General features: G+C 71.6%; 9 protein-coding genes. 4 read left to right on the forward strand and 5 right to left on the reverse strand.

Annotated elements, in window-relative coordinates:
* Positions 1-300: 300 nt before the first annotated feature.
* Positions 301-678, reverse strand: a complete 378-nt coding sequence (locus CA983_RS30655) for a toxin Doc (RefSeq protein ID WP_086604073.1) — start codon at positions 676-678, stop codon at positions 301-303.
* 3 nt (positions 679-681) lie between these two features.
* The gene (locus CA983_RS30660) at positions 682-927 is read right to left on the reverse strand and encodes a hypothetical protein (RefSeq protein ID WP_003994883.1); all 246 of its coding nucleotides are present in this window, start codon (positions 925-927) and stop codon (positions 682-684) included.
* A 184-nt stretch (positions 928-1,111) separates the two neighbouring features.
* On the opposite strand from CA983_RS30660, the gene CA983_RS30665 reads away from it, so the two are divergent.
* Entirely contained in the window at positions 1,112-2,044 is a 933-nt protein-coding gene (locus CA983_RS30665; protein ID WP_086604074.1) for a sigma-70 family RNA polymerase sigma factor, read from the forward strand.
* Entirely contained in the window at positions 2,041-3,534 is a 1,494-nt protein-coding gene (gene qcrB / locus CA983_RS30670; RefSeq protein ID WP_086604075.1) for a cytochrome bc1 complex cytochrome b subunit, read from the forward strand. Before CA983_RS30665 ends, qcrB begins: the two co-directional genes overlap by 4 nt.
* Here the strand turns inward: qcrB and CA983_RS30675 are convergent.
* The 3 genes from CA983_RS30675 to CA983_RS30685 form a co-directional block, all read right to left on the reverse strand.
* Positions 3,494-4,285, reverse strand: coding sequence for an alpha/beta fold hydrolase (locus CA983_RS30675; RefSeq protein WP_086604076.1), 792 nt, complete (start codon positions 4,283-4,285; stop codon positions 3,494-3,496). The genes qcrB and CA983_RS30675 overlap by 41 nt on opposite strands.
* Before the next feature lie 74 nt (positions 4,286-4,359).
* The gene (locus CA983_RS30680) at positions 4,360-6,603 is read right to left on the reverse strand and encodes a glycoside hydrolase family 9 protein (RefSeq protein ID WP_086604077.1); all 2,244 of its coding nucleotides are present in this window, start codon (positions 6,601-6,603) and stop codon (positions 4,360-4,362) included.
* 154 nt (positions 6,604-6,757) lie between these two features.
* Positions 6,758-9,853, reverse strand: a complete 3,096-nt coding sequence (locus tag CA983_RS30685) for a glycoside hydrolase family 2 TIM barrel-domain containing protein (RefSeq protein WP_086604078.1) — start codon at positions 9,851-9,853, stop codon at positions 6,758-6,760.
* Between the two features lie 257 nt (positions 9,854-10,110).
* Here CA983_RS30685 and CA983_RS30690 point away from each other — a divergent pair, with 257 nt between their 5' ends.
* Both CA983_RS30690 and CA983_RS30695 read left to right on the forward strand, forming a co-directional pair.
* Positions 10,111-12,498 (forward strand): SpoIIE family protein phosphatase, encoded by a 2,388-nt coding sequence (locus tag CA983_RS30690; protein WP_086604079.1) that lies wholly within the window; start codon positions 10,111-10,113, stop codon positions 12,496-12,498.
* A gap of 160 nt (positions 12,499-12,658) precedes the next feature.
* The coding region (locus CA983_RS30695; RefSeq protein WP_279628485.1) for an SLC13 family permease at positions 12,659-13,264 on the forward strand (606 nt) is incomplete at its 3' end.

Genomic DNA, 13,264 nt, shown 5'->3' on the forward strand with positions numbered 1-13,264 from the left:
GGTGGGCACTGAGATGGTTCCTTCCCACGCGCATGTGACACACGGAAGTCCTGCCGCCGAAAAAGGAGCCCGGTGGGTGCGTACCTCTTTTGGCGCGGCGCGGGGGGTGCGAATTCACCGACGGCGAATCGGACCCGGTCTGCAAAACGCGTGCGACACTCGGCCATTCCCCCCGCACGTCTGTTTCACTCTTCCACAACCCGCACACGACCAACAAGGCGCCCGTACGACATCAAGCCCGTTGACGGAAAGTCAGAAACGGGAACGCACGCACGCCTGTCGCACCCGTTTTCGACCTTTTCAGATCTGCCAGGACCGCAGCCGGTCCGCCGCGCCGTAGACGTCGGTGGTGCCGGACATCAGGTCGCGGGCGAGGTCGACGAGGGCACCGTAGGGCGGATCGATGCCGACGCCACTGACGAACATGTAGGCCACGGCCGTCGCACACGCGAAGCGGGCGTTGGCCGAGGGCAGCGGGCGGAGCACGGTGATGGTGTGCAGCAGCGCGGCGGCCCGCCAGGCCGCGTCGGAGTTCACCCCGAGGCGCGGCGGGTCGACGCGGTGCCGGGCGACGGCGGCGACCAGCGCGGAGAAGTCGTTGACGGTGGGCTGGTCCGGCAGGACCTCTTCGTGGCGCTGGAGCAGCCAGGGCACGTCGATGTGGATGACGGGTGCCATCGGTCAGGCGGCCCGCCCTTCGCCCTTGCTGGGCGGTTCGTCGTCGGGGAAGGCGGCGGCGAACTCGTCGGCGTGGGTCGCGAAGAACCTGCGGAAGGCCTCCGCGCCCTCCTGGAGGGCCCGGTGGCGGGCTATGTCGGCCGCGGCCGCCTCGCGCACGAGCGCCTTCATGGACGTACCGCGCTCCTTGGCGATCTGCCGCAGGTCCTCAAGTTCGCGGTCGCTGAACTCCACGTTGAGAGCTGGCATGCCTTCACGGTACCGCTCCGGTACTGACTCGTAAATACCCGCAGGTCAATGGCATATCTCGCGGTACCGGAGGTGGCGCGCCCCGGTCGTCCACAGAGATCTGCGTCACATCACACCGAGCGATGTCACATTCCGGGTTCCCGAGCGGCTCCCAGTAGTGAGCGCGTCTCTGGGAGGACCACGCATGACCGAGATCCCCGTACCCGGCACCGCCGCCCCGCTCGACGAGGCGACCGGGGTGTTCGTCGACCACCGCGAGCTGCTGTTCGGCGTCGTCTACAACATGCTCGGCAGCGTCGCCGACACCGAGGACGTCCTGCAGGAGACATGGCTGTCCTGGACGGCCCGCGGCGGGGGCGCTCCCCTGGAAGGCGTCGACAACCCCCGGGCCTATCTGGTCCGGGTGGCGGTCAACCACGCGCTGCGGCGCCGGGCCGTGATCAGCCGCAGGCAGGAGACGTACGTGGGCTCCTGGCTGCCCGAGCCCCTGGTCGCCGACGAGGGCGCCGACACCGCCGACGGCCCGGCCCTGCGCTCCGAGTCGGTGTCGCTGGCGATGCTGGTGGTCCTGGAGTCGCTGACCCCGCTGGAACGGGCCGTGTTCGTCCTGGGCGAGGTGTTCGGCTACCCGCACGCCGAGATAGCCGAGATCATCGACCGCTCCCCCGCCGCGGTACGGCAGTTGGCGCACCGCGCACGGGAGCACGTGCACGCGCGGCGGCCTCGCTACGAGGCGCATCCGCGGGTGCGGCGGGAGGCGACCGAGCGGTTCGTGCGGGCGGCGCTCGGCGGGGACATCGCCGAGCTGATGGAGGTGCTCGCCCCGGACGTCACGGCCTGGACGGACGCCGGCGGCAAGCGCAAGCCCGCGAGCCTGCGCCCGGTGCACGGCCGGGACAAGGTGGCCCGCCTGCTCACGTCCGGACGGGGCGGCCCGAGCAACCCCGTCTTCCGCTACCGGCGCGTCAACGGCGACGACGCGGCGGTGCTGTTCGACGGCGACGCGCCGTACGCCGTCCTGGTCCTGGACCTCACCCCGGAGGGCGACCGGGTGCGGGGCATCTACGTCGTGGCCAACCCGGACAAGCTCGCCCACCTGCCCAAGGAGGCGGTGTGAGCGCCGCCGAGCGGCCCGGGAGGGGCGAGCGCCTCGCCGACTGGTTCGACGGCCGGCTCGGCACCCACACGCTCGGCAGGAAGTACCTGCGCAAGGTGTTCCCCGACCACTGGTCCTTCCTGCTCGGCGAGATCTGCCTGTACAGCTTCGTGGTGCTGGTCCTCACCGGCGTGTACCTGACGCTGTTCTTCCATCCGTCGATGAACGAGGTGACGTACCAGGGGAGTTACACGCCGCTGAACGGCGTGCGCATGTCCGAGGCGTACGCCTCGACGCTGGACATCAGCTTCGACGTGCGCGGCGGGCTGCTGATCCGGCAGCTGCACCACTGGGCGGCGCTGGTCTTCGTCGCCGGGATGCTGACGCACATGATGCGGCACTTCTTCACCGGCTCGTTCCGCAAGCCGCGGGAGGTCAACTGGCTGTTCGGCTGGCTGCTGCTCTTCCTCGGCCTGTTCGAGGGCCTGTTCGGCTACTCCCTGCCGGACGACCTGCTGTCGGGCACGGGCCTGCGGTTCGTGCACGGCGCGCTGCTGTCCGTCCCGATCGTGGGGACGTACCTGGCGATGTTCCTGTTCGGCGGCGAGTTCCCCGGCGACGACATCGTGGCCCGCTTCTACTCGCTGCACGTCCTGCTGATCCCCGGGGTCATGGCGGCGCTGATCGTCGTCCATGTGCTGCTGGTCGTGTACCACAAGCACACCCAGTTCGCGGGCCCCGGGCGCACCGAACGCAATGTCGTGGGCGCGCCCTTCATGCCGGTGTACCTCGCCAAGGCGGGCGGCTTCTTCTTCCTGGTGTTCGGGGTGCTCGCGCTGATGGCGGCGGTGGCGACGATCAACCCGGTGTGGTCGTACGGCCCCTACCGCGCCGACCAGGTGTCCACGGGCGCCCAGCCGGACTGGTATCTCGGCTTCGCCGAGGGGCTGGTGCGGATCATGCCCGGCTGGGAGGTCACGCTGTGGGGCCACACGCTGGTGCTGGGCGTGTTCATCCCGATCGTGGTGTTCCCGCTGCTGCTGCTCTTCATCGGCGTGTACCCGTTCCTGGAGGCCAGGTTCACCGGCGACGGGCACGAGCACCATCTGCTGGACCGGCCCCGCAACCGCCCGGTCCGCACGGCGATCGGGGCGGCCTGGATCAGCCTCTACCTGGTGCTGCTGGCGGGCGGCGGCAACGACATCGTGGCGACCCGCTTCCACCTGTCGATCAACACGGTGACCTGGGCGGTGCGGATCGCGATGTTCGTCGTCCCGGCGGTCGTCCTCGTCGTCACCCGGCGGATCTGCCTGGGGCTCCAGCTGCGCGACCGGGAGCTGGTGCTGCACGGCCGGGAGACCGGCGTGATCAAGCGGCTGCCGCACGGCGAGTACGTCGAGGTGCACGAGCCGCTCGACCAGGCCCGGCTGCACACCCTGACCGCCCATGAGCGGCCCCAGGAACTCGTGCTCAGGAACGGGCGYGACAGAACTCCCGGACAGTCCGGTTGAACGGCTCCGGGGCCTCGATGTTGCTGAGGTGCCCGGTGCCGGGCAGCACGACCAGGGTGGCGTCCGGGATCGCCTCCAGGAGCGGACGGGCGACGAGGTCCACCGGCGAGCGCGCGTCGAGCTTGCCCCACAGCAGCAGGGTCGGCACCGTGATCTTGGGCAGCAGGTCGCGCTGGTCTGCCTCGGCCATGATGGTGAGCTCCGTCCGCATGCTCCGGGGCCGGGCGTCGGCGGACATCACGGACAGCAGACGGACGGCTTCGGCCGGTGGCCGCCCGGCGAACAGGCCGGGCATGGTCGGTGCGAACTCCTCGTCCGGGACCGCGAGCATCCGCTCCGCCCCCTCGACCCGCGACCGCACCTCCGCCGGAGGCAGCGAGCCTTTCCAGCCCGCGTAGGTGTCCACGAGGAGCAGCGTCCGGACGAGCTCGGCGTGGTGCCGGTAGAGCTCCAGTACGACGGTCCCGCCCCACGACAGGCCGAGGACGTGCGCCGGACCGAGGCCCACGTCCTCGATGACGGCCGCCAGGCAGCGGGCGTAGTCCGCCAGGACGAAGGAGGGCGGTACGTCGGAGGAGCGGCCGGCGCCGGGCTCGTCCCAGGCGATCACGGTGAACTCGTCGGCCAGGTCCGCGACCTGCGGACGCCACAGGCGGGCGTCGGTCGTGGCGCCGTGGGCGAGCACCAGGGGCGGGCCCTGGCCCACCCGGTCGTAGGCGACCTCGATGCCGGCTACCCGCACCGCGTGCATGGCACCAGGCTACGCGCGGGTGCCGGAGGCGTCCTGTCGGCGGACTCCCCCGGCACCCGGCGCGCTCGTCCGGCCTACCCCTGGTCCGCCACGAAGGCGGCCATGCGGGTCAGGGCGGCGTTCCAGTTGATCGTGTGCTCGTTGGTCGACCAGGACTGGATGTCGTCGATGTAGCAGAACTGGCCGACGCAGCCCTGGAGTTTGCTCTGTGCGTAGGGGTCCTGGATGCTCGAGTTCGGCCCGCCCGAGAGGGTGCCCTTCGGCGGGTTCGGCTGGTTCGGGTCGAGCTGGCGGGCGTACCAGCGGCTGTGCTGGTTCTGGGCGCTGACCTCGCCGTAGCCGGTGACGTAGGAGATGTTCAGCGCGTTGCGGCCCAGGATGTAGTCCATGCTCTGGAGCGCGCCGTCCCGGTACTTCGAGGCGCCGGTGATGTCGTACGCGGTGGCGAGGATGACGGCGTTGTTGAGGATCTGGTGGCTGGAGCCCCAGTCGTACTTGTTGCCGTCGGGGGCGTACGGCATGCCGTAGGGGTGTGCCTTCAGCGTGGCCAGGTAGCGGTCGGCGCCCTTGACGACGGACTGGCGGACCTTGTCCCGGCCGGGCAGCTTGTTCGGCACCGTGGCGAGGTCGAGCCGTCCCGCCGCGCCCGTGCGGGCCCAGTCGAAGCCGAGCGGGCCGAAGAGGTCGGCCGTGTGGACCGGCGACTTCAGGACGTACTCCTGGAACCGCTTCTCGCCCGTGGTGAGGTACAGCTCGGCCGCCGCCCAGTAGAAGTCATCGGTGACGTCGCTGTCGGGGTAGGCGCCGCCGCCGATGCCGTCGCTCTCGGAGGCGTAGCGGTCGGGGTGCGCGAGCGCCGCCGACCAGGCCTTGCGGGCGGCCGCCAGGGCCCTGTCGGCGAACGCCTTGTCGTAGGGCCGGTAGAGGCGGGCCGCCTGTGCCGCCGTGGCCGCGAGGTTCAGGGTGGCCGCGGTGGACGGCGGGTGCAGTTCGCGCTTCTGCGGGTCGTCGCTGGGCAGCAGCGGCAGGCCGGTCCACTGCTCGTCGTGCATCTTGTGGTGGGCCATGCCGGCCAGCGGCTTGTCGTCGGGCACCTGCATCCTCAGCAGGAACTCCAGCTCCCAGCGGGCCTCGTCGAGGATGTCCGGGGCCTTGTTGCCGCTCTCGGGGATGGCGAGCGTGCCGTCGCCGAGCTTGCCGGCGTCGCCGGTGCGGGCGTGCAGCGCGCGTTCGTGGGTGCTCAGCACCTCCCAGGTGGAGATGCCGCCGTTGACGACGTACTTGCCGTGGTCGCCGGCGTCGTACCAACCGCCGCTGACGTCGAGGGTGTAGTCGCAGACGCCGGGCTGGCAGGGCACGGCGGTGTCGCCCTTGTTGGGTGCCACGCCCACGTGCCCGGCCGGGCGGCCGTAGCCGGGCCGCAGGTCCTCGCGTATCGCGATGCCGCTGCGCTGGGTGTAGTAGTACTTCGCCGAGTCCACCCGGAGCCGCTCGTAGGCGCTCGCGTCGATGTCGAAGGGGCGGCTGGTCTCGCCGTCGGCGACGAGTGTGAGGCCCGTGCCCTTCGTGCGGTACGCGCCGAAGTCGATCGAGTGGACGTTCTGCCCGGAGGAGGCGTCGACGCCGCGCGGCACGGTCGTGCCCCGGGCGACCACCGTTCCGCCGGAAGACTTCAGCTGCCAGGGCAGTTTCGCCGTGGCGTCGGTGACCAGGGTGGCGTTCTTGGGCCCGGAGGGCAGATAGGCGACCTGGTTGACGCGGACCCGGGGCCCGGTGTCGGGCTCGTACGGCTCCGGCGCCACCCCGCCGAGCAGCGAGACGTCGTCCATGCAGAAGCGCCACGCATCCGCGCTGCCGCCGAGCTGGAAACCGACCTGGGCCTGGGCGGTGTCCACGGGCGAGGTGAAGGTGTAGGAGTAGGTGTCGCCGGAGACGCTGAGCTGCGGCGACACCTCGTGGTAGGTGTCGTACGGCGACACCGACAGGCCCACGATGGCCCGCACCACGTGCCCGGCGGGCGTGCCGGTCGCGCTGAACGAGAAGCGGTACGACTCCCCCTTCACGAGGGTGATGTCGTTCTGCCCGACGCCGGCGTCCCAGCGGTTGGTGGTGCCGCCGGGGACGTCGGCGCAGAGCCGGCCGTCGGACAGGCCCGCGGTGACGTTGCTGGTCGCCCACCAGGGGTCGGTGGTGGTGTCGAAGGTGCCGTTCCTGACCTGCTCGGTCTCTTCGGCCCCGGCCGGTGCGGAGGGCAGCGCGGTGAGCGCGGTCGCCAGGAGGGCCGTCAGGGACAACAGGGCGGTTCTGCGTCGTTTCACGTCTGGGCTCCTCTGGGAGGTGCGGGTGGCGCTCGGCGTGGGAGCGCTCCCAGATGCGGATGTCCGCCATGGTTGTGGTTGATGTGACGCCCCGTCAACGGTCCGGACGGGACTGGCCTGTTCGCCGCCCGCCCGGACCGTCGTTCCCGAGGACTCAGGCGGCCGGGGTCTCCAGCCGGCTGATGCGCAGGGCGCCCCGGGCCTCGTCGGGGTGGCGGCTCGTCATCGTGAGCCGGATCCGGGAACCGCGGACGGCCTTGAAGGTGATCACGGTCGGGGTGTCGGAGGCGGTGGCCCAGTCGATCGCCGTGTCCTGCACGGCCCGCCACGCACGGCCGTCCCACACCGCCACCTCGATCGCCGCGGGCAGGCTGTGCGTGGCGTCCACGGTGAAGGAGACGTCCACCCGGTCGAAGCCGCGGGTGCGTCCGTGGTCGACCGTGACCCAGTCCTCGGTGCGGGCGCCGTCGAAGGCGGGCAGCAGGGCCGTGGCCTGCTTGTAGAAGCCGTTGGACCAGCCGGTGGCCGGGTCGCCGTCGAGCATGGCGGCGGGCAGGGTGTCCGGGCGGCCGGAGTAACTGGCGTCCGCGTGCGGGTAGTCGACGGGCGCGGGGTGCTCCGGCCGGAAGACGGGCGGGGCGGTCTCGGCCCGGTCCCCCGCCCGGGTGGCGCGTACGGTGGCTGTACCGGTGCGCAGGCCGTCGGCGCGGGCGGTCACCTTCACCGTGCCCGTCTTGGTGCCGGAGCGGACGATGGCGAGGGCCTTGCCGTGGAAGGCGGTGCGGGTGCTCGCCTGGTAGCGCTCGGCGCTCTCCTGGCGGCCGTTGTCGAGCCCGGCGAGCGAGCCGCCCGCCACCTCGAAGGAGAGCAGGTGCTGAGCGTCGGGCACCACCACACCGCGCCGGTCGACCACCTCGGCGGTCACGAAGACCAGCGAACGCCCGTCGGCGGCGAGGGACTCGCGGTCCGGTGTCAGGCGTATCGCGTGCGGGGCGCCGGCGGTGCGCAGCACGTCGGTGGCGACCACCTTGCCGTCCTGCCGCGCGACGGCCTTCAGCTCGCCCGGCCGGTAGGGCACCTTCCAGGTCAGGTGGAGCTTGCCGGCGCTGCCGTTCGGGCTGGTGTAGCTGCCGGGGTAGGGGCCGTCGGTGAAGGTCTTGTCGTCGCCGGTCGCCTCGGTCGTCTCCAGGTACGTGCGGCCGTCGACGGTCTTCTTGGTGTCGAACCGCCGTACGCCCAGGGACTTTCCGTTGAGGAACAGTTCGACGGTGTCGACGTTGGAGTACGCCCAGACCTCGACCGTGTCGCCCTCGGCGTGGTTCCAGGTCATCGGCAGCAGGTGGACCATCGGCTTGTCGGTCCACTGGCTCTGGAACAGGTAGTACATGTCCTTGGGGAAGCCCGCGGTGTCGACCGCGCCGAAGAAGGACGCCTTGACCGGGAAGACGTCGTACGGCGTGGGCTCGCCGATGTAGTCGATGCCCGACCACAGGAACTGCCCCGTGAACCACTTGCGGTCCCGGTCCTTCTTGTGGCCGTACTCGCCGCTCATGGTCCAGGAGGCGAGGTTGTTGTCGTAGGAGGAGGTCCCGCGCCTTCCGGGGGTGTAGTTCTCGCCGGTGTTGAGGTGCTCGGGCTCCTGGTACTCGCCCCGGGTCGAGGTCTCCGAGGAGGACTCGGACTCGAAGAGGAAGAGGTGCGGGTAGGCCGCGCGCAGCTGGTCCACCGACTTGGCAGTGTTGTAGTTGAGGCCGAGGCCGTCCAGCTTGGCCAGCATCAGGTCGGCCGCGGAGCCCTTGGCGGGCAGGCGGCGGTACTTGTCGGAGCCGATGATCAGCGGGCGGGTGTCGTCCGCGGCCCTGATCGCGGCGATGATCCGGTCGGCCATGGCGAGGCCGGCGGTGGAGGTGGAGTCGGGGACCTCGTTGCCGATGGACCACATGAGCACGGCGGGCGAGTTGCGGGCCGCCAGCACCATCTCGGTGGTGTCCTTCTCGCACCACTCGTCGAAGAACCGGCCGTAGTCGTACCGGTTCTTGCCGGTGCGCCAGCAGTCGAACGCCTCCACCAGCATGACGACGCCCAGCTCCTCACAGACCTGGATCACCTCGGGCGCGGGCGGGTTGTGGGAGGTGCGCAGGGCGTTGACGCCCATGGACCGCATGATCTCCATCTGGCGGCGGACGGCGTCGATGCTGACCGCGGCCCCGAGCGCGCCCAGGTCGTGGTGGAGGTCGACGCCCTTGAGCTTGTGGTGGGTGCCGTTGAGGAAGAAGCCCTCGCCCGGGTCGAAGCGGAAGGTGCGGAAGCCGAAGGGCGTGCGGTAGGTGTCGGTGGTCCTGCCGCCGACGCGCAGTTCGGTGTGCAGGGTGTAGCGGTGCGGGGCCGCGATGTCCCACAGCTCGGGGCGCCGGACGGTGAGTTCGTGGCTCTCGGTCTTCTCGTCGGCGACGGCGGCCGTGGAGGAGGTACGGGCGACCGTCCGTCCCTTCGGATCGACGATCCGGGAGACGACCTCGACGTCGGCGCCCGCGCCCGACGCGTTGACGACCGAGGTGTCGACCCGTACGACGGCCCGTTCGGCGGAGATCTCGGGGGTGGTGACGCGGGTTCCCCAGCGGGCCACGTGCACCGGCTCGGTGATCACCAGACGTGCCTCGCGGTAGATGCCGCTGCCGGAGTACCAGCGGCTGCTGGGGAGCCGGTTCTGGACCTTGACCGCGATGACGTTCTCGGTGCTGCCGTCGGTGTGCACCAGGTCGGTGAGGTCGAGGGCGAAGCCGGTGTAGCCGTAGGGGTGGCGACCGGCCTCCTTGCCGTTGCAGTAGACGGAGGAGTCCATGTAGACCCCGTCGAACTCGACCGAGATCCGCTTGCCCGCGAGGGCGGGCGGCAGGGTGAAGGCGAGGCGGTACCAGCCGAGGCCGCCGGGGAGGAAGCCGGTGCCGCTGCTGGTGCCGTGCTCGGTGGTGGGGGTCTGCTCGATGCTCCAGTCGTGCGGGACGGCGATCTCGCGCCATCCGGAGTCGTCGTAGTCGGGCAGGGCGGCGTCGGCGTAGGCGCCGGTCGGGTCGGTGATCCCGCCCGGATTGACCAGCGCGAAGCGCCAGCCGTCGCGCAGGGCGACGGCGCGGCGGCCGGACGCGCCGCGCGCCTCCTCGGCGGCCCACGCCTCCGGGGCGCCCAGCAGTGTTCCGGCCGCGGGCGCGGCGGCGGAGGCGAGCAGGACCGATCTGCGCGTGACCGACATGGCGGCTCTCCCTCATTAGGGCCCAGAAGTACTCACAACTCATCGTGAACAAACAGATTCTGTCGACGTGTCACACCGGGCCGTCAAGGGTGCGGCAGCGTCGTTCTGCCCCGGGCGTCACATCGGCCGGAATTGCGCCTTGACCGTGTGCCGCCGGGCGGCACAGGGGTTACCGGTTCATGTCGGGCGCCCACGGACTAGTCTGGAACTCAAGCGACCTCCCTGATCACTGTGAGTGTCCGTATGGAGTGGCGACGATGAGTCCGGACGAGCCGTTCGACGATGGCGTGGCCGCCCGTGCCGTCATCGCCGCCGACGGCACGCTCACCGAGTGGAGCGAGGGCGCACACCGCCTCCTGGGCCACCCGGCCGCCGAGGTGCTGGGCCGCCCGGCCACCGAGCTGCTGGCCGACGGAGCGGAACCGCCGCCCGTGCCGCAGGACGCCCGCTGGAGCGGGACACTCACGCTGCGTCACCGCGACGGGCACACGGTCTCCGCGTGGGTGCTCGCCCACCGCAGACCGCCGGACGGCCCGGAGACGGCCGAGTGGCTCGCCGTGTCCCCGCCGGAGGCCCCCCTGCCGGAGCTGCCTGACGACCCGCTGGTGCGGGCCGCCCTGACGCAGTCGCCCTGCGCCACGATGATCTTCGACGAGCGGCTGCGGCTGCGCGGCGTCAACGACGCCATGGCGGACCTCCTCGGGCTGCCCGCCGACCGGCTGCGGGGCCTGCGGCCCACCGACATCGGCAGCCGGCCGCAGAACGCGGAGCTCGAGGAGTATCTGCGCCACGTGCTGAGCACCGGCCGGCGGCAGGACATGCAGACGTACATGAAGGCCAGCGGAGAGAGCCGGGCCGCGCACGCCTGGCTGGCCCGGCTCGCACCGCTCACCGACGACTCGGGGCGGGTGCGGGGCGTGTGCGTGACCGCCCACGACTTCAGCGACCAGTACCGGTCACGGGAGCGGCTCCAGCTGGTCAACGAGGCGAGCGTGCGCATCGGCACCACCCTCGACGTCACCCGGACGGCCCAGGAGCTGGCGGACGTGTGCGTCCCGGCGCTCGCCGACTTCGTCAGCGTCGACCTGCTCGGCGTACGGGAGCACGGCGGCGAGTCCGCCGGCCCGCCGACCCCACCGGTGAGCCTGCGCCGGGCCGCCCACCAGTCGGTCAACCCGGGCAGCCCCGAGGCCGTGGCCAAGCCGGGTCAGGTGGACGTCTATCCGGAGGACTCCCCGCAGGCCGCCTCGCTCATCGCGGGGCACACCATCGTGGCCTCCGGAGCGGACGGCGGCGACCTCGAGAAGTGGCTGGCCTGGGACCCGGTCCGGTTCCGGCGGGTCCGCGAGTACGGCATCCACTCCACCATGTCCGTGCCGCTCCAGGCCAGGGGTTCGACCCTCGGGGTCGCGGTCTTCAGCCGCTTCCGGCGCCCCGATCCCTTCACCGCCGACGACGTGCTGCTGGCCGAGGAGGTCACGGCCCGGGCCGCCGTCTGCATCGACAACGCCCACCGCTACTCCCGCGAGCGCGAGACGACACTCACCCTGCAACGCAGCCTGCTGCCCCGCACACTGCCGCGCACCGCCGCTGTGGAGGCGGCCTCCCGCTACCTTCCGGCCACCCGCTCCGGCGTGGGCGGCGACTGGTTCGACGTGATCTCGCTGTCCGGGATGCGCGTCGCGATGGTCGTCGGCGACGTCGTCGGCCACGGCATCCAGGCCTCGGCCACCATGGGCCGGCTGCGCACCGCCGTCCGCACCCTCGCCGACATCGACCTGGCCCCCGACGAGCTGCTCACCCACCTCGACGACCTGGTCGTGCGGCTGTCCCAGGAGTCCGGCGGCGACGCCGGCACCGGGGAGATGGGCGCGACCTGCCTGTACGCGGTCTACGACCCCGTGTCGCGGCGCTGCACCCTGGCCCGGGCCGGGCACCCGCAGCCCCTGCTGGTCCCGCCGGACGGCCCGGCCCGGCAGCTCGATCTGCCCTCGGGGCCCCCGTTGGGGGTCGGAGGGCTGCCGTTCGAGTCCGCCGAGGTGGAGCTGCGGGAGGGCAGCGTCCTGTCGTTCCACACGGACGGGCTGCTCGCGAGCCGCGAGCGGGACGTCGACGCGAGCCACCGGATGCTCCGCGAGGCGTTGTCGGCCCCCTCCGACTCCCTGGACGAGACCTGCGACCGCGTGCTGCACGCCCTGCTCCCGCCGGGCGGCTCCGCCGACGACGTGGCCCTGCTGCTGGCCCGCACCCGCGGTCTGCCGTCCTCCCAGGTGGCGACCTGGGACATCCCCGCCGACCCGGCGCTCGTGGCCCCCATCCGCAAGCAGGTCGTCGACCAGCTCGACCGCTGGGGGCTGATCGAGGCCACGTTCACCGCGGAGCTGGTGGTGAGCGAGCTGGTGACCAACGCCATCCGCTACGGCGCCCCGCCGATCCGGCTGCGGCTGATCCACGACGCGTCCACGCTGATCTGCGAGGTGTCGGACACCAACCACACGGCCCCGCACCTGCGCCGTGCCAAGACCTGGGACGAGGGGGGCCGCGGTCTGCTCCTGGTCGCCCAGCTCACCCAGCGCTGGGGCAGCAGGCACACCGCCGAGGGCAAGACGATCTGGGCGGAGCTGGAACTGCTCGACGGGATGTGAGCGGTCGCGGTTTCTCCGTTGCCCCGCGGCGGGCAGCGGGCCGTGAGGGCGACGGGGTTCTCGTAGTGCTCTTACCGGCGCCTGGTTTCATGGGCGGGCACGACCTGATCACGTCGCGGAGGACGCCGCCCTGAACACCCCGCTCGCCGAAGTCCTGTCCGTGGCGCTGCTGGCCGCCGTGCTCGTCTGGGCCGTGCTCCGTCCGCGGGGGCTGCCCGAGGCCGTGCCGGCGGTTCCCGCCGCCGGGCTCGCGGTCGCCGTCGGATTGATCCCGCCGGACCACGCGTGGGAGGAGATCCAGCGGCTGGGACCCGTGGTCGGCTTCCTCGCGGCCGTGCTGGTGCTCGCGCACTTCTGCGACGTCGAGGGGCTGTTCACGGCGTGCGGGGCGTGGATGGCCCGCTGGGCGGCGGGGCGTCCCGCGCGGCTGCTGACGGCGGTGTTCGCGCTGGCCTCCGTCATCACGGCCGTGCTCAGTCTGGACGCCACCGTCGTCCTGCTGACACCGGTGGTGCTCGCCACCGCCACCCGGATGGGCGTCCAGGCCCGGCCGCACCTCTACGCGTGCGCCCACCTGTCGAACACCGCCTCGCTGCTGCTGCCGGTCTCCAACCTCACCAACCTGCTGGCCTTCACGGCGAGCGGGCTGAGTTTCACCCGGTTCGCGGCACTGATGGCGTTGCCCTGGCTGGTGGCGATCGGCGCCGAGTACCTGGTGTTCCGCCGCTTCTTCGACGACGAACCCGGTGAGCGTGCAGCCCACGGT

The sequence above is a fragment of the Streptomyces swartbergensis genome (assembly GCF_002148965.1).
In the GTDB taxonomy this organism is placed as follows: Bacteria; Actinomycetota; Actinomycetes; order Streptomycetales; family Streptomycetaceae; genus Streptomyces; species Streptomyces swartbergensis.